A 25,492-nucleotide genomic window follows, 5' to 3' on the forward strand; every position below is an offset into this window, starting at 1 on the left:
GGGCGGAGCCCCCTTGGCGGGGGGCCGTTGGGGGGCAGCGCCCCCCGACACGACCTCTCGGCGACAGCCGAAAAACAACGGGGGCGTGCCCCCACAACGCGCCCCCGCGAAGGGGAGGGCCGGGAACGCCAGGGGGCGTGCCCCCACAACGCAAACGCACTCCGCGGAGGGGGAACCGACCCCGCGAACACGCCCCCCGCGAAGGGGAACGCACCGGCCCCCGCGACGACAAGCGTCGCGGGGGCCGGTAGTGCGTGCGGCGGCAGCGGCGAAAGCCGCCCCGCGGCGCAGGCTTACTTCTTGGGCATCCACTTCTCCCACGTGGACTTGTTGTCCTTGATCCACTTGGCCGCGGCGTCCTCCGGGTCCATCTTCTTCCCGGCGATCATTCCGGCGACCTCGTTCTGGTCCTTGGTGGACCAGTGGAAGTTCTTGATGAACTCGGCGGCCTTGCTGTCGCCGTTCGCGAAGTCCTTGTTCATGAACTTCTCGAGCTGGTTGGTCTCGTAGCCGCACTTCGCCTCGGATGCGGGAACCTCGCAGCCCTTGGTGTACTTGGGCAGCGGCACCTCGACCAGGTCGATCTTCTCGTTCATCCACTGCGGCTCCCACCAGTAGGTGAGGAACGGCTTCTTGGCGTCGTAGAGCCGCTTCAGCTCCTTGAGCTGGGCCGCTTCGGCGCCGGAGGGGATGTGCTTGAACTTGAGCCCGAGGTTCTTGATGAGCTCCTTGTCGTGCTGCGAGTAGGACGGCGCGGCACCGATGAAGTGGCCCAGGTCGCCGCTCTCGGAGGTCTTGAAGTCCTTGTAGTGCTTGTTGAGGTTCTTGTAGCTCTTGAGGATGTCGGGGTGCTTGTCGGCGTAGTACTTCGGCACGAACCAGCCGATGTGGCCGACGACGCCGAGGTCGCCGCCGGAGACGACGGTCTTCTTCTCCTCGACGTACTTCTTCTGCTTCTTCGGGACGCCGTGCCAGTCCTCGAGGATGACGTCGGCCTTGCCGCTGTTGAGCGCGTCGAAGGCGACGGGCTCGTCCATCTGCTTGGCCTCGACCTTGACGTCGAGCTCGTCCTCGAGGAGCTTCTTGACGACGGCCGCGTTGGCGGTGGCACCCACCCAGGACGGCTCGGCGAGGACGACCTTGTCGTCGCCGCCGCCGCTGGCCTTGGTGTCGGCGGCGCAGCCGGTGGTGAGGGCGAGCACGCCCAGCAGACCGACGCCGGCCACTCCGATGGTGCTTACGCGCTTGATTCTCATGCGAATTTCTCTTTCCTGTGGGACGGGATGGGGGGACCCGTCGGGGGGATCTCGGGGGACGGAGGTCTCAGTCGCGGTTGCGCTTCGCGGCCGGCTGGGACAGGCGGTCGAGCATGATGCCGAGGCAGACGATGGCGATGCCGGCGGGGAAGCCCTGCGAGAGGTCGCCCTTCGACAGGCCGCGGACCACCATGTAGCCGAGTGCGCCGCCGCCGATGAGGCCGGCGACGACGACCATCGACAGCACCAGCACGACGCCCTGGTTGAGGGCGACCAGCATGGATTTCCTGGCCAGCGGCAGCTGTACGCCGAACAGCTGCTGCATGCCGGTGGCGCCGAGCGAGCTCGATGCCTCCATGGCGGCCGGGTCGACGTGCCGCAGTCCCTGTGCGGTGATGCGGATGACCGCGGGTGCCGCGTAGATGACCGCGGCGAGGATGCCGCCGGTGCGGTTCTGGCCGACCAGCGCGATCACCGGGATCAGGTACACGAACTGCGGCATCGTCTGCATGGTGTCGAGCACCGGCCGCATGAGCTTGTCCACCCGTTCGACGCGGGCGCACAGCACGCCGACGAGCACGCCGACGACGACGGTGAGCAGAAGGCCCGCGAGCACCTGCGAGAGGGTGTCCATGGCCACGTCCCACAGCCGCATCCAGCCGACCAGGGCCAGGCAGATCACGCCGGTGAGCGCGGCGCGCCAGGTGCCGACGATCCAGCCGATCACGGCGACGAGCAGGGCCAGTGCCCACCAGGGGGTGGTCTGCAGACCGTTGCGCAGCGGGTTGAGGACGATCTCGGTGAAGCCCTCGGCCCAGGTGATGGTGCCGCCCAGGAGGGGGATGCCGGAGCCCAGGTGGTCGGTGAACCAGTTGACGGCCGTGTCGATGGAGTTGGTGAAGTCGACGACCCAGTTCTCGGGCCACTCGTCTCCGGCGACGGCGGTGCCGATCGCGGCGAAGAGGACGGTGAGTGCGGCGATGCCGCCCCAGACGACGATCCGCAGCTGTGCGGCGGCGCGGGAGAAGCTCGTGGTGGCGACGTCGTCGATCCGCTCGCCGGCCGCGGCCGTGGTGCGGTCCAGCAGGACGGCCAGCAGCACGACGGCGACACCGGCGACCAGCGCGTCACCGTTCTTCAGCGCGCCGAGGGCCTCGTAGACCTCGGAGCCCAGGCCGCCGGCGCCGATCAGCGAGGCGAGCACGACCATGGACAGACACATCATGATCGTCTGGTTGAGGCCCAGCATCATCTGCTTGCGGGCCAGTGGCAGCCGGGCGGTCAGCAGCCGCTGCCGGGCGTCGGCGCCCAGCGAGGTGGCCGCCTCCAGCGCGGTCGGGTCGGCCTGGCGCAGGCCGAGCGAGGTGAGGCGGGCCATCGGCGGCGCCGCGTAGATCACCGTCGCGATGAGCGCGGACGGGACGCCGATGTCGAACATCAGCACCAGCGGCAGCAGGTAGGCGAACGCCGGCATGACCTGCATGGTGTCGAAGACGGGCCGCAGGATCTTCTCGAAGCGGTCCGAGACTCCGGAGGCCAGGCCGAGCAGGGCGCCGAGGAGGGCGGCGAGGATGATCGAGACGATCATCAGCGCCAGCGTCTCCATCGTCGGCTCCCACACGTCCAGCACTCCGCACACCGCGAAGACCGCGAGTGCCGTGCCGCCGGTGCGCAGCGCGCGGCGGGAGAGGTCGGCGCCGCCCGCGGCCCAGGCGATCAGGGTGCCGACGACGATGACGCCGACGTAGCTCATCGACTCCAGCAGGCTGAGCAGCGTGTCGTAGGAGGCCTGCGCGAAGTTGCTGATGTGCAGCAGGAAGTACAGGAAGATCCAGTGCGAGTCGCGGTTGTCGACGAGCCAGTTGTCCAGGTCGTTGAGCGGCGACTGCACATCGGCGGTCAGCGAGCGCGGCCAGGTGCCGGCGCCGGTGACCAGTGCGCTGACCACGACGACCAGGATCGCGACCAGCAGCGCGAGGGTCTTGGGGTTGCCGAGGAAGCGGGCGAGCGCCGAGGGCGGTGCGGCTTCCTGCGGGGCCTCGGCGGGCTCCTCCGGGGAGGGCGTGGGGTTCGCGGCCTCGTCCTTGGTGAGGGTCGGGGAACTCATATCAGCCCCCCGCCGGTATGGACCGCCTCCGCGGTGCTGTGGCGTGTGGCGCTCATACGGCTGCCACCTCCCGTTCCGTGCCGTCCTCGGGTGCGGCGCCCGCGGGGTCGGCGTCCTTGTCGAGCCCGGCGACGACGATCAGCAGGCTCGCGTGGTCGACGACGCCGAGCAGCCGGCCGTCCTCGACGACGCGGCAGTGCTCGCCGGTGCGTGCGACGGTCTCGATCGCGGTCGAGACGAGAGTGTCGGGGGCGACCTCGGTGCCGGTCTTCGCCTCGGCGCCCTCGGCGGGGCGCATCGCGCGGCGCACCGAGATGACCTGCTCGCGGGGGACGTCGCGGACGAAGTCGCGGACGTAGTCGTCGGCCGGGTTGGCGACGATCTCCTCGGGGGTGCCGAGCTGGACGACCTCGCCGTCGCGCATCAGGGCGATGCGGTCGCCCAGGCGCAGCGCCTCGGACAGGTCGTGGGTGATGAAGACCATCGTGCGGCCCTCTTCGTGGTGCAGCCGGATGACCTCTTCCTGCATGTCGCGGCGGATCAGCGGGTCCAGCGCGCTGAACGGCTCGTCGAAGAGCAGCACCTCGGGGTCGACGGCCAGCGCGCGGGCCAGGCCGACGCGCTGCTGCTGGCCGCCGGAGAGCTGGCCGGGGCGGCGCTCGCCCAGTCCGTCCAGGCCGACCTTGGCGACCATCTCGGCGGCACGTTCGCGCCGTTCGGCCTTGCCCATGCCCTGGATCTCCAGGCCGTAGGCGACGTTGTCGACGACGGTGCGGTGCGGGAGCAGGCCGAAGTTCTGGAACACCATGGAGGCGCGATGCCTGCGCAGCTCGCGCAGCGCCTCGGCGCCCATGCCGATGACGTCCTCGCCGTTGAACTCCAGCGAGCCGGCGGTGGGTTCGATCAGCCGGGTCAGGCAGCGCACCAGGGTGGACTTGCCGGAGCCGGAGAGGCCCATGACGACGAAGACCTCGCCCTGGTGCACGTCGAAGGAGACGTCGCGGACGGCGGCGGTGCAGCCGGTCTGCTCGCGCAGTTCGCTCTGCGAGAGTCCGGCGTGGGAGGCGTCGTGGGGGATCCGGTCGGCCTTGGGACCGAAGACCTTCCACAGGTTGCGGACGGAGATGGCGGGACCCGCCTGGTCGCCGTGCTCGTGTGTGTTCTCGCCGGCTGCCGTGGCTTCAGCGGTCTCGGACATCAGGCAACACCTCCCGGTGCCGTGGTCGCTTGTTTGTCGGTCTGGGTGGGACGGATGAGGTCGACCGCCTTCTCGCCGAGCATCAGCACCCCGATCATCGGGTTGACGGCGGGCATGGTCGGGAAGACAGAGGCGTCCGCGATGCGGATGCCGGTCAGGCCGCGGACGCGCAGCCGGGGGTCGACGACGGCGAGCGCGTCGTCCTCCGCGCCCATCCGGCAGGTGCCCGCCGGGTGGTAGACGGTGTGCGCGGCCTTGCGCACCAGTTCGCTGATCTCCTCGTCGTCGGTCACCTCGGGGCCGGGGAAGACCTCCCGCTTGAGCCACTTGGCGAACGGCTCGGCCTGGGCGACCTTGCGGGCGAGCTTGATGCCGTCGACGAGCGTCTGGCCGTCGTAGTCGAAGCCGTTCTCGTCGGGCTCGAAGTACTTGAAGTCGAGCGCGGGCTTGACCTCGGGGTCGGCGGAGGTCAGATAGACCCGGCCGCGGCTGCGCGACTTGGGGATGTTGGGGGTCATCGACACGCCGTGCTCGGGGCGTTCGTAGCCCAGCCGCTCGGGGTTGTCGGTGAAGGGGATCTGGTAGAAGTGGAACATCAGGTCGGGGCCCTGGTGCTCCGGGTCCCGCTTGACGAACAGGCCCGCGTCGGAGTCCATCGCCGAGTTGTCCGGGATCGGACCGTCGGTCTCCCACACGATCACCGACTCGGGGTGGTCGATGAGGTTCTCGCCGACGCCCGGCAGGTCGTGGACGACCGGGATGCCCAGCTCCTGGAGGTCCTCCCGGCGGCCGACGCCCGAGTGCATCAGCAGCCGCGGCGTGTCCACGGCGCCCGCGCACACCAGCACCTCGCGGCCGGCGGTCAGCAGCCGCTCCGCCCCGTCCTTGCCGCGCACGTGCACGCCGCTGACGGTCTTGCCGTCGGCCCCGCCGATCTCCAGCTTGTACGCCCACGTCTCCAGCAGGATGTGCAGGTTGGGGCGGTCGCCGGCCTCGATGTGCGGGTGCAGGTAGGCGACGGAGGCGGAGGAGCGCTTGTTGTCCTCCGGGTGGTAGGAGAGGTCGAAGAAGCCGACGCCCTCCTCGAAGGGCTGGTCGTTGAAGCCGACGACCTCGGGAAGGTCGAGGGCGTCCTTCGCGGCGTCGATCCAGTCCTGCGCGATCTCGTTCTGGTCCTTCTTGGCGACCCGCACCACGTTGTTGCGCAGCTTGCCGAAGTAGGGCTCCATGGCCTGGGCGCCCCAGCCGGTGGCGCCCGCGGCCTCCCACTCGTCCCAGTCGGAGGGCAGCGGCTTGAAGGAGATCAGGGTGTTGTGCGACGAGCAGCCGCCGAGCACCTTGGCGCGGCTGTGCAGGATGTGCGAGTTGCCGCGGGGCTGCTCGGTGGTCGTGTACTCGTAGTCCAGCTCCCCGCCCAGCAGGCCCAGCCACTTGCGGAGGGTGAGGACCTCGGGCCGGTCGATGTCGGAGGGGCCGCCTTCGATCAGGGCGACGGTGACGTCCGGGTCCTCGGCGAGCCGCGAGGCGATCACCGATCCGGCCGTCCCACCTCCGACGATCACATAGTCATAGCTGGGCATAGGGGTGCTGCTCCTTGAGAACTTCCGACGAGGGGGCCGACGGTTGGTACGGGTGCGCCGCGGCGGCTCGACCGGTCGAGCCGCCGTCGCGCTCTGTTCGGGTTTCGGGGTGTGCGCGGTGGGAGGGGGCCGGTGGCCGGGCTCCTTCGCCCGGCTCAGCCTGCGAACCAGCGGACGGGGGCGGGCCGCAGGTTCTCGTACACGTGCTTGGTCTCGCGGTACTCGGCCAGACCGTGGGGGCCCAGCTCACGGCCGATGCCGGACTTGCCGAAGCCTCCCCACTCGGCCTGCGGCAGGTACGGGTGGAAGTCGTTGATCCAGACCGTGCCGTGGCGCAGTCGCGCGGCAACCCTGCGCGCGCGAGCGGTGTCGCCCGAGAAGACGGCGCCCGCGAGGCCGTACTCGGTGTCATTGGCCAGCGTTACAGCTTCGTCCTCAGTGCTGAAGCTCTCTACCGTCACGATTGGGCCAAAGGTCTCCTCGCGGATGACCCGCATCCCGCGGTGGCAGTTGTCCAGGACGGTCGGCGCGTAGAAATAGCCGCTTTCGGGCCGCACCTCGGACGGCTGCGGGCGCTCACCGCCGCACCGCAGCTCGGCGCCCTCGGCCAGGGCCGAGGCGACGTAGTCCTCGGTCTTCTCCAGCTGCTGCCGGGAGACCAGGGGGCCGCACTCGACGCCTTCCTCGGTGCCCCGGCCGAGCTTGATGCGCTGCGCGCGGGAGGCGAGCTCGGCGACGAAGCGGTCCTTGACGGACTCCTCGATGATCAACCGCGCACCGGCGGAGCAGACCTGGCCGCTGTGGATGAAGGCGGCGTTCAGGGCCTGGTCGACGGCGGTGTCGAAGCCCTCCTCGGTGGCGCAGGCGTCGGCGAAGACCACGTTGGGGTTCTTGCCGCCGAGCTCCAGGGCGACCTTCTTGGCACCCGCGACGGCGGCGGCGCCGGCCTTGGTGCCGCTGACGAGTCCGCCGGTGAAGGAGAAGAGGTCCACGTCCGGGTGCTCGGCCAGGCGCTGGCCGACGGGCAGGCCCGCGCCGGTGACGATGTTGGCGACCCCGGCCGGGGCGCCGGCCTCGATCACCAGCTTGACCAGGTGGACGGTCGAGAGCGGGGTGACCTCGCTGGGCTTGATGACGAAGGTGTCGCCGGCCGCCAGCGCCGGGGCGACCTTCCAGCTCGCCTGGAGCAGGGGGTAGTTCCAGGGGGTGATCATGGCGCAGACGCCGACGGGTTCGTGCACGACCACGCTGTGCACATCCGGGCTGCCGGCGTCCACGACCCGGCCGCCGGACTCGTTCATGACCAGGTCGGCGAAGTAGCGGAACGCGTTGGTGACGTCGTCCACGTCCACCCGGCCCTCTTCGAGGGTCTTGCCGGTGTCGCGGGACTCGGTCAGCGCGATCTCCTCCCGGTCCCGCTGGAGGAGGTCGGCGACGCGGCGCAGCAGCGCGGCGCGCTCCGCGGTGGGCGTGTGCGGCCAGGGGCCCTCGTCGAACGCGCGGCGGGCCGCGGCGACCGCCGCGTCGGTGTCCGATGCGTCGCCCTCGGCGACGACGGCGAGCGTGGTGGCGTCCGCGGGGTCCAGCACCTCCCGGGTGCCGCCGGCTGCGGCCGTGCGCCACACGCCATCGATATGAATGCTCTCCAGAACGGACACCTTCGGTACTGCCTTCCGTTACTTACTGCTTTCTCCGGGGTGAACCCGGTGCCCCCGTTGGGGGCTTTTGCCACAGCCCGGGGCCGATGGCAATCGGGAACCCTGCCCCGTTCTTCCGGTTGCATGTCCAGAAACCGTCGCCAAGTGGCCTTCATCACGGGCCGAAGTGCGGCACCCCTCTGCGGACCGTACGGTGAGTACGTCTTTGTCCGTATTTGGCAGCCCGGTGCGCCGACACGTCGCCTCCGGACTCCCCTCCGGCGGATCGGAGCCAACAATGCGTAAGCAGTACCGAACCTCACTGGTTGTAGCCGTTTGCGCTGCGGCGACGGCCTCCGGCGGGCTCCTGGCCCCGGCCCATGCCACCCCCACGGCCACGCAGCGTGATGGGCCGGATATCGAAGAGTTGTCAGGCGAGGAAATAGCGGAAAAAGCATCGCACGAGCTGAATTCCGCACACTCCATGCGACTCAGAATGAAAGCACCGGATCTCCGGCTCGACCTGACTCTCGACGAAAAGGCGAACTGCTCCGGAGAAGTCGGGGTCCCGGGCAAGGGCTCCATGCGGCTCATCAAGCGCGGCGGCACCGTCTGGATCAAACCGGACGCCGCGTTCTGGCGGGCGCAGCTCGGCCCCGACAAGGGCGCGAAGGCGGCCGAGAAGTTCAAGGGGCACTACATCAAGGGCAGTGCGCAGGGCAGCGACAAGCTCGGCGGCGGGGGCCTGGCCACGGCCTGCGACCTGAACGCCTTCCGCGCCGCATCCGGAGTGACCGGCTCCTCCGGCCCCCGCTGGAAGCGGGGCCACAAGGGGGACGTGCACGGCCACCACGCCGTCCCCGTCACCCGCGCCCGGCAGCAGGCCCGCGTCACCATGCACGTCTCGACGGAGGGCAAGCCCTATCCGCTGCGCCTGGAGCGGAAGGCGGGCAGCAACCACGACGAGATCGACCTGGGCCGCTTCAACCGGCCCGTCTCCCGCGCCACCCCGCCCGAGGACCGCACCGTCTCCGTCGAGCAGCTCCGCCGGCACCTCGGCGGCTCCGGCCAGGACGAGCCGCCCTCGGAGTCGGTGTAGTCGGACCCGGGAGTCGGGGCAGCCGAGCCCCGGAGCCCGGGCAGTCGGACCTCGGGGCCCGGGCAGTCGGACCTCGGGGTGGGGCAGCCCGGCCTCCGGGGTGGGGCAGCCCGGCCTCCGGGGTGGGGCAGCCCGGCCTGCCGCTCGGCCGGGCCCCGCAGTCCCGGGCGGCGGGCCTTCCGGGTCGGCCGGGCCCGGCGGCAGGGCCCGCGTCGGTCCCGGCCGCCCGGCCGGATGCGAGGCCGGACGCGGGGTCCGGGCCCGCGGCGGGATCGGCGGCGGCCCGGTCGGCGGCGGGGTTCACGGCAGGGCCGGCGGGGGGTCGAGGTCCTGCGCCGTCTCCCGTACGCAGCGGCGCAGCCAGCGGTGGGCCGGGTCCTTCTCGTAGCGGGGGTGCCATGCCTGCGCGATGGGCAGGGCAGGCAGCTCCAGCGGGATCTCGAAGGCGACCAGTCCGAGCCGGTCCAGTTGGGCTGCGCCCAGCCGCCGCCCGGTCCGGGCCACCAGATCGGTCTGCGCGACCACCATCAAGGCGGCGGCCAGCGTCGGAACCGAGGCGACCACCCGGCGCCGCAGCCCCCGCGCGGACAGCAGTTCATCGATCGGCCCGTGGAACCTGCCGCGGCGTGAGGCCGTCACGTGGTCCGCAGCGGCGAACCGTTCCGCGGTCACCTCCCCCTCCAGCAGCGGATGCCCCCGGCGGACGACGCCGACGTTCGTGTCGGTGAAGACGTGCTCCACTCTGGTCTCCGGCGCCGGCGGGTCCACCACTCCCAATTCCAGGTCGGCGACGTTCTCGCGCAACGCCGTGGAGTCCCCGGGCCCCTCCGGCAGGAGCCGCAGCGAGACGCCGGGCGCCTGCGCGCGCATCCGCTCCAACAGCCGCATCCCGACCAGCGTCAGCAGCGCGTCGTCGGCGAGCAGTGTGAACGTGCGCTCCAACGCGGCAGGGTCGAAGTCCCCTTCCGCTCCGGGGGTGAGGACCGCCTCGGCACGCTCCACGATCCCCCGCACCTCCCCGGCCAGCCCGAGCGCGCGCGGCGTGGGCACCATGTGCCGTCCGGCCCGCACCAGCACCGGATCGTCCAGCGCCCGCCGCACGCGGGTCAGCGTCCGGCTCATGGCGGGTGTGGACAGGTGCAGGCGTCGCGCGGCTCCGGTGACGCTGCCCTCGGTGAGCAGCGCGTCCAGGGCGGTGAGCAGGTTGAGGTCCAACGATGAGGCCGAGCCGCGCGGAGGCGGGGAGTTGGGTTGCATGCGAAGCAACTTTCCCTTGCAGACGTTGCAATTGAAGTAATCCGGATGAGCTGCCTACCGTACTGGTGACGCCGGAGCGCACCCACCGGACGGTGGCGCAGACAGTCGCCGCGGCCGCGCGGCGGGGCGCCCGAATCCGCGCTCGGCGTCCGGTTTCCTTCTCCTCTTCTTCCTTCTCCCTGCCTGCTTCCTGCTTCCTGCTCACACCTCTTCGGGGACACCCATGCCTGAACACACCCAGCGGCCCGAGGCCGCCCCGCGCCACAGCACCGTGCTCGGACTGATGTCGGCGTGCGTCGTGCTCGCCGTCGCCCTGGTGGCCGCCGTCAACCTGGCACTGCCCGACCTGCGCGCCGGCAGCCTGCGCCCCAGCTCCGCACAACTGCTGTGGATCGTCGACTCCTACCTGCTGCTCTTCGCCGGACTGCTCATCCCCGCCGGGGCGCTGGGCGACCGGCGCGGCCCCAAAGGCGCCTTGCTGTCCGGACTCGGCCTCTTCGCCGCCGGCTGCCTGCTGACGGCACTCGCCCCGAACGTGCCCGTCCTGGTCGCAGCCCGAGGGCTCGCCGGTGCGGGCGCGGCACTGGTGATGCCCGCGACGCTGTCCCTCGCCGTGCGCACCGCACCGCACGAGCGCCGCGCGCACGCAGTCGCCGTATGGACCGGTGCGACCGGCGTCGCCGGGCTGCTGGGCAACCTCGGTGGCGGCCTCGTCCTCCAGTACCTGCCCTGGCAGGGGCTGTTCTGGGTAGCGGCCCCCGCCGCGCTGCTCCTGCTGGCCCTGACCGCCCGGCTGACCCCGCGGCTCGCCGCCGCTCCGGCCGGGCCGACCGATCCGGCGGGTACCGCGCTGCTGGTGCTCGGCTCCCTGGCCCTGCTCACCGCGCTCATCGAGGGCCCCGGCCGCGGGTGGGACTCCACGCTGGTGCTCGGCTCCTTCGTGCTGGCCGCCCTGCTGCTGGGCGCTCTGGCGGCACACGGGACGCGGGCCCGGAACCCGCTGGTGGACCCGCGGCTCTTCCGGTCACGTCCGCTGCGGGCCGGCGTGCTGGGAGTGTCGGCCATCTTCTTCGGGATGTACGCCCTCTTCTTCGTCAACGCCCAGTACCTGCAGTACGCCAAGGGCTACTCCCCCGCCCTCGCCGGGCTCGCGATCGGACCGCTCGCCCTCGCCATGCTGGTGGTCTCCCGCCTCAGCCCCCGCCTCACCCGGCGGATCGGGCCACGCGCGACGGTGGCGGCCGGACTGGCCTGCCTGGCCGCCGGGCTCGGCCTGCTCTCCCTCGTCGACGGCGCGACGCCGTACCCGCCCTACGCCGCCGTCCTCCTGGTGCTGGCCGTCGGCATGGGGCTTGCGACGCCGTCGCTCTCGCTGGCCGTGATCGGCTCGCTGCCCGCGGAACGCGCGGGGCTCGGCTCCGGACTCAACGGCGCGGCACGGGAGTTCGGCAGCGCCCTCGGCGTCGCCGCGATGGGCACCGTGCTGGCTTCCCGCACCGGCGGCCTCACGGACGGCATGTCCGCCGGGTTCCGGCTCGCGGCAGCCGTCGTCGCGGTACTCGGCGCGGTCACCGTGGCCTGGCTGCGTCCGGCGCCCGGCGGCGCGGGGAGCGGCTCCGACACTGCAGGGAACGGACAGGACGCGGCGCGGGGTCAGGAAGCGGGGAGCGGACGGGACGCGGCGCGGGGTCAGGATGTGGCGGAGGGGGAAGCGGATGCCGAGCCGGGCGCCCGGTCCTCGTCGTCCGGAGCGCAGGCTGCCGCGACCGCCACCCCGTCCTCGTAGAGGTGGTAGCGCACCACCAGTCCCCGCTCGACGGTCAGCCGCAGCGCGAAGGGCGAGACGAACTCCTTGCCCGTCGCGCGGACCCGGCCGGCCAGGTTGCCGGTCACGACCGCCTCGTCCCCTTCCACGACGAGCGCCTCCAGGGGCCGCCCGCGGGGCGCCGTCGGCTCCACCCCGGCGGCCAGCTCCCGGAAGTGCGCGGCCACGTCCGCCCGGGTCGGCCGCGGACGCACCCAGGGCACCGCGGGGTTGTCCGCGATCATCCAGTCCACCTGCTCGGCGAACAGCTCGGCGATCCGCTCCGGGTCCCCCGCACCGACGCGGGAGAGGAACTCCTCGACGACGGCCCGCGCGTCCGGGGCGGGGACTCCGGTGACGGTCCCCGCTGCGGGCGCCGTGCCGGTCACGGGGCCGGTCGCGAGCGCCGGTCCGGTCGCGGGGCGGTTGTCCGGGGCGTTCTTCGGGGCGGTCGCCGCGGGCATGTGGTCTGTCTGCGTTCCGGTCATGCCCCCAGGATCGCCGCCCTGCGGTGGCGGCGCGATTACCTGCCGGGTCATCGACGGACACCCCGGGCGCAGGCCGCCGCGGCCGCCGCGGCCGAGCCGTCACTCCTGGGCCCGCAGCAGGCCCTCGCCCGCCGCGGTGCGGTGGTAGAGCACCGAGCGGCCCGCCCGGCGCCCCTGGACCAGCCGGGCGTCCCGCAACACCCGCAGATGGCGGCCGACCGAGCCCAGCCCCTGCCCGGTGAGCGCCACGAGTTGCGAGGTGCTCTTCGGGGAGTCCAGGAGCACCAGCACCGCGGCCCGCGCGGGGCCGAGCAGCGCACCCAACGCCTCCGGCACAGCGGGATGGCCGGCGTCGGCGAGCGCTCCGGAGCAGGGGTAGACCACGGCGTAGCGGGGCCGGACCCCGGTGGGCGGACGGGCCCGGCCCTCCGGCACGCCGACGGGTAGCGCCTCCCAACTCACCCATCCGGTGTGCGGTGTGACGGGGACGAACATCAGCCGTGCGCCGTCCAGTTCGCGCGGCGGATAGTTCCGTGCGTTGATCTGGAGGCGGCTGCCCCCGAGCCAGCGCATGCCCGGCCGCATGTCGCTGAGCGCCGCGGCCCAGCCGCCCCGGCCGAGTTGCGCGGTGCGCGCCACCACGTCGGCCTCGATGATCCGGCGGCGCCGCGGCCAGTACGGCAGCACCGTCTCGTGCCACACCCACTCCAGGGTGTCGGCCGTGCGGAGCGGCAGGTCGTCGCGGTGCAGGATGCCGGGCAGCGGTCCCGAACCCAGCGACACCAGCAGGTCGGCACGGGCCACCTCCGGCGGGGTCGCGCGTATGCACGCGAGTTCCTCCTCGAAGGACGCGGCAGCGGCGCCGTGTGCGTCGGGGTCGGGAGGCGGGGTGAGGAAGTCCGCGTTCCAGGTGGGGCCGAGCGCGGCGCGGATGAGCTGTTCGGTGACCGGGTCGGCGGCCTGGCGGGTGCGGTAGGCGGGCCGGTGGGCGGCGAGCCAGGCGCGTTCGCCGGGGTGGGCCGCGCTGCCGCGCTCCAGCACCTTGAGACCGGCGATCGTCTCGGCGAGCGGGGACACCACGAAGCGGCTGCCCGCCAAGGCGTCGGCGCTGACCTGCCACCACCCCATGTCCCCGCCGCCCCCTGCCGGTCCGCTCCGCTCCGCTCCGGTCCGCTCCGCTCCGGTCCGGTCCGCTCGGCCGCCCCTCGCCGCCCGCACCGAGGATGCGTCCGCTTCGAGGTTTCGCCCTGCCGCGAAACAGTAACCGGCAGCCGCGGTCCTCCCGAGACTTCCCGCCATGCGCACCTACCGCGAGCTCTTCCGGACCCCCGAGTTCCGTCCGCTCTTCCTCGCCGGCACCTTCCAGGTGGCCGGGCAGACGGTGAGCGGCCTGGCCCTGGGGACCCTGCTCTACACCGCCACCGGCTCCCCGCTGCTCTCCTCGCTGGCGATGTTCGGCCCCTCGCTGGCCCAGCTCATCGGCGCGACGACCCTGCTCTCGGCCGCCGACCGGCTGCCGCCCCGCGCCACGATGACCGGGCTGCTCGCGGCGTTCTCGCTCGGTACCGCCGCGCAGACCCTGCCGGGGCTGCCCGTCGCGGGGTCGTTCGCCCTGCTGCTGATACTCGGGATTCTGGCCTCCCTGGGCGGCGGGGTGCGCTACGGGCTGCTCTCCGAGATCCTCCCCAAGGACGGCTACCTCCTCGGCCGCTCCGTGCTCAACATGTCCAGCGGCGTCATGCAGATCGGCGGTTACGCCCTCGGCGGGCTGCTCGTCACGGTCCTCTCGGCGCGCGGCACCCTGCTGGTCGGGGCGGCGCTGTACCTGGCGGGGGCGGTGACGGCCCGGCTCGGCTTCGGGCAGCGTCCGCCGCGCGCCGCGGGCCGCCCCTCCCCCGCCGAGACCTGGCGGACCAACTCCCTGCTGTGGTCCTCGCCCGCCCGGCGGGTCGTCTACCTCGGGTTGTGGGTGCCCAACGGCCTGGTGGTCGGGTGCGAGTCGCTCTTCGTGCCGTACGCGCCGCGGGAGGCCGGGCTGCTGTTCGCCTGCGGAGCGGTGGGCATGCTGGCCGGGGACACGATCGTCGGCCGCTGCCTGCCACGGTCCTGGCGGACAAGACTGGCGGTGCCGATGCTCGCGCTGCTCGCCTCCCCCTATCTGCTGTTCGTACTGCACCCTCCTCTGCCGTTGGCGGCCGGGCTGGTGCTGCCGGCGTCCCTCGGCTTCGGTGCCAGTCTGCTGCTCCAGGAACGGCTGATGGAACGGACGCCGGACGAGCTCAGCGGCCACGCGCTGGGCCTGCACTCCTCCGGGATGCTGGCCATGCAGGGCGTGGGCGCGGCGCTGGCGGGCGCCGTCGCGGAACGCACCTCCCCCGCGACCGCCATGACTCTGGTCGCCGCCCTCTCCCTGACGGTGACGCTCTCTCTCGCGCCGGGCCTCCGGGCAGGGCAGCGCCGGAGCCGCCGCCCGGGACCGCGGGCCCGGCAGGAGCCGTACGAGAGGCGCTGACCGGTCTCGCGGCGGGGCCTCTCCGTGAAACTCCTCTTCGAAGTGCGGCATGGCAGCCATCCGAGCGGCAAGGCGAAGAACCGGATCGCCGCGAGCGCGACGGAGAACCCGCGGAAAGCCAAGCAGCTTTCCTCACGGAGCCAGGGAGGCCCACCGGCATGTCGATGGACGGTCACAGAGGGGGACGACCGAGTACGGAGGAGCACGGCGGGGAGTTGGCCGAGGACGACGCCGTACGCGCGCTGCTCCTGCTGATGCCGCGTATCGTCAGCCGGTTCAAGCGCCTGCCGGTACCGGAGGAGCTGCAGGCCCTCGCGCTGGCCCCGCGGCACCTTTCCCTGCTCTCGTACCTCCTCTTCGACGGCCCGGCCAGCGTCAACGACCTGGCCACCCGGCTGGAGGTCGCCCCGACCACCGTCAGTCTCCTGGTGGGCGAGCTGAGCCGGAAGGGCGTGCTGGAGCGGCGGGAGGACGAGACCGACCGGCGCCGCCGCATCGTGAGCATCACCGAGGCGCACCGCCCCACCATCTCCCGGTGGCTGGCCCGCGGCGCCGACGCCTGGCGCCAGGTACTGACCGGCCTCTCGCCGGCCGAGCGGGCTTTGCTCCTCACCAGCCTGCGCGCCTACGAGGAGGCGATGGCCGAGGAGGCCGAGGAGGCCGAGGAGGAGTCCGCTGAGGCGGACCGCGCGGACGAGGCGGGGGAGCACGGGGCCAAGGCGAGCTGACCGGATCCGGGCGCGCCTCGCCCGACGGTTTCCGATCGGCACGGTTTCCGGCCGGCTCGGCTTCCGGCCGGCTCGGCTTCCGGCCGACGCGGATTCCTACCCGACAGGTATTCCAGCCGACGCGGATTCCTACCCGACAGGTATTCCAGCCGACCTGGATTCCGGCCGACGTGGATTCCGGCCGGATCGGGCTCCGGCCCTCGTGGCGGAAAAGCCCGCGGGCCCGTACGGATCCGGCGATCCGTACGGGCCCGCGGGCGGCGGTGCCGCAGTCGGCTCAGACCAGGCCGAGGCCGCTGACCGCGTCCCGCTCCTCGGTCAGCTCCTGGACCGAGGCGTCGATGCGGGTGCGGGAGAACTCGTTGATCTCCAGGCCCTGGACGATCTCGTACTTGCCGTCCTTCGTGGTCACCGGGAAGGAGGAGATGATGCCCTCCGGCACGCCGTAGGAGCCGTCGGAGGGGATGCCCATGGAGGTCCAGTCACCCTCGGGGGTGCCGTTGACCCAGGTGTGCACGTGGTCGACGGCGGCGTTCGCGGCGGAGGCGGCCGAGGAGGCGCCGCGGGCCTCGATGATGGCCGCGCCGCGCTTGGCGACGGTCGGGATGAACTCGTCGGCCAGCCACTTCTCGTCGTCCACGAGCTGAGCGGCGTTCTTGCCGGCGACCTCCGCGTGGAAGATGTCCGGGTACTGGGTGGCGGAGTGGTTGCCCCAGATCGTCAGCTTCTTGATGTCGGCGACGGTGGAACCGGTCTTCTTCGCGAGCTGGGTGAGGGCGCGGTTGTGGTCCAGGCGCGTCATGGCGGTGAACCGCTCGGCCGGGACGTCCGGCGCCGCCGAGCGGGCGATCAGCGCGTTGGTGTTGGCCGGGTTGCCGACCACCAGGACCTTGATGTCGTCGGCCGCGTGGTCGTTGATGGCCTTGCCCTGCGGCTTGAAGATGCCGCCGTTGGCCTCCAGCAGGTCGCCGCGCTCCATGCCCTTGGTGCGGGGCCGGGCGCCGACGAGCAGCGCCACGTTGGCACCGTCGAAGGCGACGTTCGGGTCGTCGGCGATGTCGATGCCCTGGAGGAGCGGGAAGGCGCAGTCGTCCAGCTCCATGGCGGTGCCCTCGGCCGCCTTCAGCGCGGGGGTGATCTCCAGCAGGCGGAGCTTGACGGGCACGTCGGGGCCCAGCAACTGGCCGGAGGCGATCCGGAACAGCAGCGCGTAGCCGATCTGGCCTGCGGCGCCGGTGACGGTGACGGTGACGGGGCTGACGGGAGTGCGGGTCATGGCGTTCTCCGTAGTACCTGACGTGGCTGGCGGGTGGCCGGAAGTCTCTCTACGTCAAGAGACCCATCGGCCAGGCTATCCGACCCCCCGCCCCGCGCACCCCCGGGTCCGCTCAGCGCACCTTCTTGCCCGGCACCGTGCAGCCCTTGCCGCCCGCCGCCAGCGTCGCGCAGGCCCGCGCCTCGTCCTGCGACCCGACGGAGACCATCTTGGTGTAGGCGTCGTTCGTGCTCGTCACCTCGTCGCTCTCCGCCTGGCCGCCCGGCCCGCTGATCCGCAGCGCGTCCCCGGACTTCGCACTGGTGATCCGGGCCCAGGACGCCTTGCACACCGTGCTGTGCCGGACCTCGACGAAGCTGCGGCCGACCCAGGCCGAACTGCTGGTCGCGGCGTGCTTGCCGCCGCAGCCCATCGCCTCCGGGTCCTTGCCCGAGCAGTCCTCGCCCGAGCACTTCACCCCGGCGGGCAGCTGCGGCGCACTCCGGCTGGGGGTGGGCTTCGGCGCTGCGGCCTCCTCCTTGCCGTCCTCCCCGGTGCCGAAGAAGAGCACGGCGCCCGCGGCGACGACGAGGACCGCCACCAGGGACGCGAGCAGCACGGTGATTCTGCGCCGTCCGCCCGACGTCTTCGCCGCGCGGTCGCCCGGGGCGGCGCGGTCGCCCCCGGATCCCCGTGCGGCGGACGGTGCGGGGTCGCCCGGTGCGCCACCGACCGCGGCGGACGGCAGTCCGGTGCCGCCCGGTACGCCGCCGGCGCCCTGGCCGCCGGTCGGGCCGCCGCCGACCGGGCCGGAGGACCGCCCGCCGGTCGCGGGGGCGGGGGTGCCCCAGTCGGTCGCGTCGGACCGGTGGCGCCACTCCCGCGCTCGCGCCTTGTCCGTGCTCGCGTTGCCCCCGCTTGCCTTGTCCGCGCTCGCGTCGTCGGCACTCGCGCTGTCCGGGCCCGGCCGGTCGGGGCCCGGCCGGTCCGCGGTCGTCCTGTCGGCGCCCGCCTTGTCGCCCGCGCGGATGGCGTCCATGCGCAGGACCGCCGTCTCCACGTCCTGGCCGCCGGGAGCGTCCTGCGGAGTGCCACCCCGGCCCGGCGCCGTGCCCTGACCCGACCCCGACCCCTGGCTCGGCCCCTGGCCCGGAGTGCCCCGCTGCGGGGGCACGCCGCGGTCGGGCCCGAAGCCCTGGTGCGGCGGGGCGGACTGGTGCTGCGGAGTCGCCTGGTGCGGCACCGCGCGGGTGCCACGGTCCGCGGCGGGTTCCTCGCGGGCGGGGGCGTCGGCGTCGGGAGCGGCACCCTGCTCCGGGCCCTTGCCCTTGCGCCGTTTGCGCCCCTTCCCGGACGACTGCCCCGGTGCCTCGTCCAACGCGGCCCGCGCCTGGGCGATCTGGATGGCCTCCAGCGTGGTGTCGCGGCGCATCTCGCTCCGGCTCCAGGCGCGTTCGGCCAGCTCCCACATGGTGCCGAGGTGCCGCACATCCGTCCCGGTCACCTCCGCGAGGGCCTGGGTGGCGCCGCGGGGCGGCAGCAGCCGGCCGTTCAGATAGCGCTCCCACGACGACTTGCTGTACCCGGTGCGGTCGGCGACGGTGGCGACACTCAACCCGCTGCGGTCGACGAGCCGCCGCAACTGGCTCGCGAACTCCCGGATCTGCGGATCCAGATCCTCCGGTAGCGACCTCCAACGAGGCATGGCCTCCCCCTTGTCCGCGAGTGCGCTCTCAGCATTCCTTCCCCCGTGTCGCGCCACGGCCTCAGGTGCTCGTTCGCGCAAACGCCCCCTAGTCTGCCAGCCGTTCCGGACGCCAACGGTCCGGGCACGGCCCCCGGGTGGGCCGCCCTCGTCCGACGGCGCCTGCGGGAGCGGGCTCCCGACGCCGTACGGACAACGCCGGAAGCCACCTGCCGTCGGGCCGACAGGGCCGAGAGACCCACGGACCGAAACAACCGACCGGACCGACGGACGAGGACGTGACGGTTCACCCCACGGGGTGCGGGCGGACCGTCACGGGGGCGCGGCGGCAGCGCCGCGCACCCCCGATGGAGCGCCCGTCAGCGCACGGTGAAGTGCACGACGGTGTCCAGGAACGGCAGCGAGAGCCATGGTTCCGGCTGGGCCATCAAGGCCAGCAGCACGATGGCGAGGCCCAGCACGCCGTAGGTGATCATGTCGGTGAAGCGCGAGCGCACCGCCAGCATGCCGACGGAGGGCTTGCCCCAGCGCAGCAGCGCCCCGCCGACCAGCGACAGGCCGATGACGAGCGAGCCCGCGCGGAACTCCGCGATGGTCACCAGCAGTCCGGCCAGCACCCCCAGGCACACGGCCAGCAGCGGCCACTGCCGATAGGGCGCCGGGCGGTGCCCTCCTATGGCGCGCCCTCCGCCCTCGGGACGCGCGGTGTCCCGGGTCAGCACCGGGAAGCGCCGCGACGCCTTCTTCGGAGGAGCCGCCTCCTGCCCCGCCATCGCGGAGTCTCCCTTCAGTCCGCTCAGTCCGCTCAGTCCGCCGTCCCTGGCGCCGTTCCCGTCGTCCCCGTCGTTCCGGGCACCGCCGGTGTCACCGCTCCGGTCGACGCTCGCGCCCTCGTCGCCACCGGTGCGCCCGTCGCTCCGGTCGGCGTCGCCACCGGTCGGGCCCTCGTCGTGGCCGGCGGGGCGGCGGTCGCCCTCTTCCATGACGGCACTCTCCCCGACCGCGCTCAGCCGGCCGCCGCCTCGGCCGCCTCCACCACGTTCACCAGCAGTTGCGCCCGGGTCATCGGGCCGACGCCACCCGGGTTGGGCGAGATCCAGCCGGCGACCTCGGCCACCCCCGGGTGCACGTCGCCCGCGATCTTGCCGTTCTCGTCCCGGCTGACCCCCACGTCCAGTACGGCGGCGCCCGGTCGGACGTCCTCCGGCTTGATCAGGTGCGGCACCCCGGCGGCCGCGACGACGATGTCCGCCTGGCGCAGCAGGTCCGGCAGCTCGCGGGTCCCGGTGTGGCACTGCGTCACCGTGGCGTTCTCGCTCCGCCGGGTCAGCAGCAGCGGCAGCGGGCGGCCCGCGGTCACCCCGCGTCCGACCACCACCACGTGGGCGCCGTTCAACTCGACGCCGTAGCGGCGCAGCAGCACCACCATCCCCTGCGGGGTGCAGGGCAGCGGTGCGGGCTTGTTGAGCACCAGGCGGCCCAGGTTGGTCGGATGCAGGCCGTCGGCGTCCTTGGCCGGGTCCATCAGCTCCAGCACCCGGTTGACGTCGATCCCCTTGGGCAGCGGGAGCTGGACGATGTAGCCGGTGCAGGCCGGGTCCTCGTTCAACTCCCGGACGACCGCTTCGATCTCCTCCTGGGTCGCCGTCGCGGGCAGCTGCCGCTGGATGGAGTTGATGCCGATCTGCTGGCTGTCGCGGTGCTTGCCCGCGACGTACTTCTGGGAACCGACGTCCTCACCGACGAGCAGAGTGCCCAGGCCGGGCGTGACGCCCTTCGCCTTGAGCGCCTCGACACGGGTGGTCAGGTCGGACTTGATCGCGGCGGCGGTGGCCTTGCCATCGAGAATCTGGGCGGTCATGCGCCCCATCCTCGCGGATCCCGGCCGCCGGTCTCCACTCAGGTGCCGCCGACACCGCCCTGCGGCGCCCAGCGGGGCCGCCGGGCCGCGCGGTGCCGGGTCCGCGATGCCGGGTCCGGGTTCCGGGCGCCCTGCACACGCGTGGCCGTGGCCCGTGGCCGAGGGTGCCTTACGCGGGAGGCGGGCGCGGGGACCGGGCGCGGGAGGCGGACGCGGAGGCCGGGCGCGGGAGGCCGGACGCAGGAGGCGGACGCAGGAGGCCGGACGCAGGAGGCGGACGCAGGAGGCCGGACGCGGGAGGCGGACCGCGGGAGGCGGGCCGCGGGAGGCCGGGTGCAGGAGGCCGGGTGCGTGCCGCAGCACACGGGCCGGGCGCGCGGTGCCGCCGTGCGCTCCCCGCCGCGCGCGGTGCGATCCGGCGTCACCCGCGTGGCGTCCCGTTGGCAACGGGACGGCAAAGGTCGGTTCATGTGCCTCTCTGCTCCCCCTACGCTCCGTTGCGAACGCGTACGGAGGGTCAGTAGCGTGCGGGACGTGTTCAGCGTGATCATCGTCCCGGACAGGTGCCGGGGACTCGAGGCGCAGCACCGGCTGGAGCCGGGCCATACGCTGCGCTTCGGGCGCACGGCACCCGCAGGCAACGGCCTGGCCCTCTCCCACCCCGCCGTCGCGTGCGCGGCCGGGGAGATCACCGCGACCGGCGCCTTCTGGATACTCACCAACTTCAGCAGCGATCAGACCTATCTCGTCGAGAATCCCGAGGGCGCGGGGGAGCACATCCGGGTCGCACCCGGCCGCGCGGACGCCCCGGTCCCCTTCGAGTTCGCACGCGTTCGCCTGTGCGCCGGTGAATCGGGGGCGGGGTGCGGATTCGACGTACTGGCGCCCCGCCACGACTACCTGGCCTCCGCCGACTCCCTCGTCGGCAGCTCACGGTCCCGGGCGAAGCGTGCCACCGCCCTCCCTCCCGACGGAACGCGCGGCGGGGGGAACCGGCGCGAGGACCGGACCGGGGAACCGGCCGAGGGCACCACAGGGGACCCGGCCGAGGACCGGACGCAGGGCTGGAGCTTCGACCCCTTCCCGCGGCCCTACCCGTTGGACCACACCTGCCACTACTTCCTCGTCCTGGCGGCACTGTGCGAGGCGAGCCTGCGCGGGGACGCGGCGGCCCCGGTGCCGGACGTCGTCGAACTGACGGAGCGGCTGCGCCCGGTGTGGCCGGACGCCTCCCCCGCGGCCGTCGCCTGGAACATCGACTACCTGCGGCTGAAGCTGCGACTGCGCGCACCGGACGCCGCGGAGAGCGTCCGCGAGGCCCTGGTGCGGTTCGCGCTCCGGTTCGACCTCGTGCAGGAAGCGGATCTGGCGATGCTGGACGGCGGGTTGGCCCACGCGGGCGCGGGGTGGGAGAGCGGGACCCGGGTGGCCGGGGCGTACTGAGCGTTGCGACTTCGCCACAGTCGGGGAAGTCGGCTGGACAGTCGGACAGTCGGACCAGCAACATTGGTGCACGGCGTCGGGCAGTGCAGGGAGGGCCGACGGTGCGGCGCCGTACCGGGGGGAAGCGACATTGCTGAAGGGCAGGCCGTGATTCTCCGGAATTGCTCGGCCCCATCCGCTCCTCGACACCGTCGGAGGAACCAGCCCGTGAGCTACCCGCCGCCACCCGGCCAGCAGCCCAATCCCTATGCGACGCCCCAGCAGGGCGGCCAGGGCGCTCCCTACGGATACCCGGGGCAGGGCGCCGGTCAGCCCGGCTACGCCCAGCCCGGTTACAACCAGCCCGGCTACGGCTACCCCGGCGGGGTGCCGCCGTACCCGGGCGGGGGTCCCGGCGGAGGCATACAGCCGACCGTCAGCATGCCGGGCCAGGTCGTCACGGCCCGCGTGCTGCTGTTCGTGGCGGGCTCGTTTTGGGCGCTGCTGGCCGTGATCGTCTTCTTCGTCGGGCTGGTGGCCAACGACGCCGTCAGCGACATCCCCGGAGTGGACGCGGCGGGCGGTGCAGCGCTGGGCGCCGCGTTCATCGGACTCCTGATCTTCGGCGGCCTCGCGGCGCTGCACATCGTGCCCGCCTCGATGTTCGGGAAGGGCCGGATCGGCACCCGCGTCACCGCGATCATCGCCGCGTCGGTCAACGCCCTGCTGCCGCTGCTGGGTTGCTTCGGCGCGCTGGGCAGCGCCGTGGGCGGCGAGGACGCGGCGAGCATGTTCTTCTGGTACATCCTGTGGCTGGCCACCGCCGTCGTGACGCTCGTCTTCTGCTGCCTGAGCCCGGCGAGCCAGTGGTTCAACCGGCCGCAGTACTGAGCCTGCGGCTGCCGCCCACGGTTCGGCTGCGGCGCCGACAGGCGTGAAACGGGGTCGGGGGGGGGGCGCCCCCCCGGCCGGCCCCCCCCCCGCTGCGGCGGCCCGCCCGGCGCGCCCCCCCGCCGGCCCGCGGCGGGGGGGCGGGGGGGGGCCGCGCGCCCCCGCCCCCCCCCCCCGCCGGCGCGGCCCCCCCCCCCCCCCCCCCCCCCCCCCCCCCCCCCCCCCCCCCCCGTTTCGTGTGCCGGGCCTTCGAGTCCCGGATCGGGCCCTCGGGTCCTGGATCGGGCCTTCGAGTCCCGGATCGGGCCCTCGGGTGCCGGACCCCGGGCCAGGGCGCCGGGGTCCGGCACGGTGCTCAGTGGAAGAAGTGCCGTGTCCCGGTGACGTACATGGTCACGCCCGCCTTGGCCGCGGCCTCGACCACCTGCTCGTCGCGGACCGAGCCGCCCGGCTGGACGACGGCGCGCACGCCCGCCGCGGTCAGCACCTCCAGCCCGTCGGGGAAGGGGAAGAACGCGTCCGAGGCCGCGTAGGCGCCGCGCGCCCGCTCCGCACCGGCGCGCTGGACGGCGAGCCGGGCCGAGTCGACGCGGTTGACCTGGCCCATTCCGACGCCCACAGTGGCGCGGTCCTGGGCGAGCAGGATCGCGTTGGACTTCACGGCCCGGCAGGCCCGCCAGGCGAAGGCGAGCTCGGCCAGCTCGTCGGCGCCGAGCGCCTCCCCCGCGGCCAGGGTCCAGTGCGCCGGATCGTCGCCCGCCGCCTGGAAGACGTCCTTGGCCTGCGCGAGGACGCCGCCGTCGACGGGACGGAACTCGACCGGCGCGGCCGGCGCCTCCGGGCAGCGCAGCACGCGGATGTTCTTCTTACGGGAGAGCGCCTCGAGGGCCCCGTCCTCGTAGTCGGGGGCGACGACGACCTCGGTGAAGATCTCCGCGACCTGCTCGGCCATCTCCCGCGACACCGGCCGGTTCACGGCGATCACGCCGCCGTACGCGGACAGCGGGTCGCAGGCGTGTGCCTTGCGGTGCGCCTCGGCGACATCCGCGCCCACCGCGATGCCGCAGGGGTTGGTGTGCTTGATGACGGCGACGCACGGGTCGGTGTGGTCGTAGGCGGCGCGGCGCGCGGCGTCGGTGTCGACGTAGTTGTTGTACGACATCTCCTTGCCGTGCAACTGCTCCGCCTCGGCAAGTCCACCGTCGCCCGAGGTGTAGAGCGCGGCGGGCTGGTGCGGGTTCTCGCCGTACCGCAGCACGTTCTTGCGCTGGTAGGTGACGCCGTGGAAGGACGGGAACGGGTCGTGCTCCCGGGCGCCCTCGCCCGCCGTCCCGGTCGCGGCGCCGGGCTCGGCGGCGTCGGCGTAGCCGGAGAACCAGCCGGCCACCGCGACGTCGTAGGCCGCGGTGTGCTGGAACGCCTCGCCCGCCAGCCGCTTCCGTGCCGCGAGGTCGAAGCCGCCCCCTTCGACAGCGGCGAGGACCTCGCCGTAGCGGTCCGGATTGACCACGACCGCCACGGACGGGTGGTTCTTGGCCGCGGCGCGGACCATCGAGGGCCCGCCGATGTCGATCTGCTCCACGCAGGCGTCGTCGGAGGCACCCGAGGCGACGGTGTCCGCGAACGGGTAGAGGTTGACGACGACCAGCTCGAACGGCTCGACGCCCAGCTCGCCCAACTGCTCGCGGTGCGCCTCCAGTCGCTGGTCGGCGAGGATGCCCGCGTGCACGCGCGGGTGCAGCGTCTTGACCCGCCCGTCCAGGCACTCGGGGAAACCGGTCAGCTCCTCGACGGGGGTCACCGGAACCCCGGCGTCCGCGATCCGCTTCGCCGTCGAACCGGTCGAGACGAGCTGCACCCCGGCGGCGTGCAGCCCCCGCGCCAACTCCTCCAGCCCGGTCTTGTCGTACACACTGACCAGCGCGCGGCGGATCGGCCGCTTGGCGCCCAGCGCAGCATTCTCACTCATGACCCAGTCGTACCCTTCTCATGTTCGGCCCCTGGAGGGTGTAGCCGTGGCGGGCGATGCGCCCCACCACCTCGACGAGCAGCCGTCGCTCGACTTCCTTGATCCGCTCGTGCAGGGCGGCACCCTCGTCGGTGTGGTCCTCGTCCCGGATCTCGACCGCGCGCTGCGCGATGACGGGACCGGTGTCGACGCCGTCGTCGACGAAGTGGACGGTGCATCCGGTCACCTTCGCGCCGTACGCGAGCGCGTCGCGTACGCCGTGGGCACCGGGAAAACTGGGGAGCAGCGCGGGGTGCGTGTTGAGGACCCGCCCGCCGAACCGCGCCAGGAACCGGCTGCCGACCACCTTCATGAAGCCCGCCGAGACCACCAGGTCCGGTGCGTGCGCCTCGGTCGCCCCGGTGAGGGCGGCGTCCCACTCGGCGCGGTCGGCGAAGTCCTTGACCCGGCACACGAAGGTGGGGATCCCGGCCCGCTCGGCCCGCGCCAGCCCCTCGATGCCGCTCCGGTCGGCCCCGACGGCGACGATCTCGTACGGGGTGTCGACCGCGGGATCGGCCGCGGCGTCGAGCAGCGCCTGGAGGTTCGTGCCGGAACCGGACACCAGGACGACGAGGCGCACAGGGGCGACGGGACGGAAGGACTGCGCGTCCACGACAGGGCTCTCTCTCGCGGGGAGACGGAATTGTGTGGTCGTACAAGTACGTGGACCCGAGGATTCCG

Annotated in this window: 20 protein-coding genes; 6 read left to right on the top strand and 14 right to left on the bottom strand. The window is 73.0% G+C overall.

The annotated features are described in order from the left end of the window. Positions 1 to 293 precede the first annotated feature (293 nt). The 5 genes from ACFYNS_RS19615 to ACFYNS_RS19635 all read right to left on the bottom strand — a co-directional run bounded on the left by ACFYNS_RS19615 (position 294) and on the right by ACFYNS_RS19635 (position 7,799). On the bottom strand, positions 294 to 1,256 hold the full coding sequence (locus tag ACFYNS_RS19615; RefSeq protein WP_360302027.1) for a glycine betaine ABC transporter substrate-binding protein: 963 nt from the start codon (positions 1,254 to 1,256) through the stop codon (positions 294 to 296). Between the two features lie 67 nt (positions 1,257 to 1,323). After that, positions 1,324 to 3,363 carry an ABC transporter permease gene (locus tag ACFYNS_RS19620; RefSeq protein WP_388604132.1) on the bottom strand — a complete coding sequence of 680 codons (2,040 nt, stop codon included), beginning with the start codon at positions 3,361 to 3,363 and terminating at the stop codon, positions 1,324 to 1,326. A gap of 52 nt (positions 3,364 to 3,415) precedes the next feature. Continuing rightward, positions 3,416 to 4,561, bottom strand: a complete 1,146-nt coding sequence (locus tag ACFYNS_RS19625; protein WP_388604135.1) for a glycine betaine/L-proline ABC transporter ATP-binding protein — start codon at positions 4,559 to 4,561, stop codon at positions 3,416 to 3,418. Next, entirely contained in the window at positions 4,561 to 6,141 is a 1,581-nt protein-coding gene (locus ACFYNS_RS19630) for a GMC family oxidoreductase (protein WP_388604138.1), read from the bottom strand. Before ACFYNS_RS19630 ends, ACFYNS_RS19625 begins: the two co-directional genes overlap by 1 nt. Before the next feature lie 155 nt (positions 6,142 to 6,296). Next, positions 6,297 to 7,799, bottom strand: a complete 1,503-nt coding sequence (locus tag ACFYNS_RS19635) for an aldehyde dehydrogenase family protein (RefSeq protein WP_388604141.1) — start codon at positions 7,797 to 7,799, stop codon at positions 6,297 to 6,299. Positions 7,800 to 8,274: 475 nt separating this feature from the next. Between ACFYNS_RS19635 and ACFYNS_RS19640 the strand changes: the two genes are divergently transcribed. Then, positions 8,275 to 8,877: a hypothetical protein gene (locus ACFYNS_RS19640; RefSeq protein ID WP_360302013.1), complete on the top strand. Its 603-nt coding sequence runs from the start codon at positions 8,275 to 8,277 to the stop codon at positions 8,875 to 8,877. 300 nt (positions 8,878 to 9,177) lie between these two features. Here the strand turns inward: ACFYNS_RS19640 and ACFYNS_RS19645 are convergent, their stop codons facing one another. Continuing rightward, complete coding sequence (locus tag ACFYNS_RS19645) at positions 9,178 to 10,134, bottom strand: LysR family transcriptional regulator (RefSeq protein WP_360302146.1); 957 nt, start codon at positions 10,132 to 10,134, stop codon at positions 9,178 to 9,180. A gap of 223 nt (positions 10,135 to 10,357) precedes the next feature. Here ACFYNS_RS19645 and ACFYNS_RS19650 point away from each other — a divergent pair, with 223 nt between their 5' ends. Next, positions 10,358 to 11,920: an MFS transporter gene (locus tag ACFYNS_RS19650; RefSeq protein ID WP_360302143.1), complete on the top strand. Its 1,563-nt coding sequence runs from the start codon at positions 10,358 to 10,360 to the stop codon at positions 11,918 to 11,920. On the opposite strand, the gene ACFYNS_RS19655 is transcribed toward ACFYNS_RS19650, so the two are convergent. Both ACFYNS_RS19655 and ACFYNS_RS19660 read right to left on the bottom strand, forming a co-directional pair. Beyond that, on the bottom strand, positions 11,824 to 12,426 hold the full coding sequence (locus ACFYNS_RS19655; protein ID WP_388604145.1) for a nuclear transport factor 2 family protein: 603 nt from the start codon (positions 12,424 to 12,426) through the stop codon (positions 11,824 to 11,826). The genes ACFYNS_RS19650 and ACFYNS_RS19655 overlap by 97 nt on opposite strands. Before the next feature lie 99 nt (positions 12,427 to 12,525). Then, the gene (locus tag ACFYNS_RS19660; RefSeq protein WP_388604148.1) at positions 12,526 to 13,554 is read right to left on the bottom strand and encodes an ArsR/SmtB family transcription factor; all 1,029 of its coding nucleotides are present in this window, start codon (positions 13,552 to 13,554) and stop codon (positions 12,526 to 12,528) included. 169 nt (positions 13,555 to 13,723) lie between these two features. Between ACFYNS_RS19660 and ACFYNS_RS19665 the strand changes: the two genes are divergently transcribed. Both ACFYNS_RS19665 and ACFYNS_RS19670 read left to right on the top strand, forming a co-directional pair. Continuing rightward, the gene (locus ACFYNS_RS19665) at positions 13,724 to 14,938 is read left to right on the top strand and encodes an MFS transporter (protein ID WP_388604150.1); all 1,215 of its coding nucleotides are present in this window, start codon (positions 13,724 to 13,726) and stop codon (positions 14,936 to 14,938) included. Positions 14,939 to 15,102: 164 nt separating this feature from the next. Further along, positions 15,103 to 15,666 carry a MarR family winged helix-turn-helix transcriptional regulator gene (locus ACFYNS_RS19670; RefSeq protein ID WP_388604296.1) on the top strand — a complete coding sequence of 188 codons (564 nt, stop codon included), beginning with the start codon at positions 15,103 to 15,105 and terminating at the stop codon, positions 15,664 to 15,666. Positions 15,667 to 15,943: 277 nt separating this feature from the next. Here the strand turns inward: ACFYNS_RS19670 and ACFYNS_RS19675 are convergent, their stop codons facing one another. The 4 genes from ACFYNS_RS19675 to ACFYNS_RS19690 all read right to left on the bottom strand — a co-directional run bounded on the left by ACFYNS_RS19675 (position 15,944) and on the right by ACFYNS_RS19690 (position 20,487). Beyond that, a complete protein-coding gene (locus tag ACFYNS_RS19675; RefSeq protein ID WP_360302129.1) occupies positions 15,944 to 16,942 on the bottom strand; it encodes a malate dehydrogenase in 999 nt (332 codons plus the stop codon). Between the two features lie 112 nt (positions 16,943 to 17,054). Then, positions 17,055 to 18,626: a helix-turn-helix domain-containing protein gene (locus tag ACFYNS_RS19680; RefSeq protein WP_388604153.1), complete on the bottom strand. Its 1,572-nt coding sequence runs from the start codon at positions 18,624 to 18,626 to the stop codon at positions 17,055 to 17,057. A gap of 359 nt (positions 18,627 to 18,985) precedes the next feature. Next, a complete protein-coding gene (locus tag ACFYNS_RS19685) occupies positions 18,986 to 19,609 on the bottom strand; it encodes a DUF3017 domain-containing protein (protein ID WP_360303302.1) in 624 nt (207 codons plus the stop codon). A 23-nt stretch (positions 19,610 to 19,632) separates the two neighbouring features. Next, the gene (locus ACFYNS_RS19690; RefSeq protein WP_360303300.1) at positions 19,633 to 20,487 is read right to left on the bottom strand and encodes a bifunctional methylenetetrahydrofolate dehydrogenase/methenyltetrahydrofolate cyclohydrolase; all 855 of its coding nucleotides are present in this window, start codon (positions 20,485 to 20,487) and stop codon (positions 19,633 to 19,635) included. A 534-nt stretch (positions 20,488 to 21,021) separates the two neighbouring features. Here ACFYNS_RS19690 and ACFYNS_RS19695 point away from each other — a divergent pair. Next, positions 21,022 to 21,930, top strand: coding sequence for a hypothetical protein (locus ACFYNS_RS19695; RefSeq protein ID WP_388604156.1), 909 nt, complete (start codon positions 21,022 to 21,024; stop codon positions 21,928 to 21,930). Between the two features lie 207 nt (positions 21,931 to 22,137). After that, positions 22,138 to 22,800, top strand: coding sequence for a hypothetical protein (locus ACFYNS_RS19700; protein WP_388604158.1), 663 nt, complete (start codon positions 22,138 to 22,140; stop codon positions 22,798 to 22,800). Positions 22,801 to 23,155: 355 nt separating this feature from the next. Here the strand turns inward: ACFYNS_RS19700 and purH are convergent, their stop codons facing one another. Further along, a complete protein-coding gene (gene purH / locus ACFYNS_RS19705) occupies positions 23,156 to 24,769 on the bottom strand; it encodes a bifunctional phosphoribosylaminoimidazolecarboxamide formyltransferase/IMP cyclohydrolase (protein ID WP_360302537.1) in 1,614 nt (537 codons plus the stop codon). Then, the gene (gene purN, locus ACFYNS_RS19710; protein WP_360302540.1) at positions 24,762 to 25,424 is read right to left on the bottom strand and encodes a phosphoribosylglycinamide formyltransferase; all 663 of its coding nucleotides are present in this window, start codon (positions 25,422 to 25,424) and stop codon (positions 24,762 to 24,764) included. Before purN ends, purH begins: the two co-directional genes overlap by 8 nt. Between the last annotated feature and the right edge of the window lie 68 nt (positions 25,425 to 25,492).

It is taken from the genome of Streptomyces sp. NPDC006925 (assembly GCF_042869575.1).
In the GTDB taxonomy this organism is placed as follows: domain Bacteria; phylum Actinomycetota; class Actinomycetes; order Streptomycetales; family Streptomycetaceae; genus Streptomyces.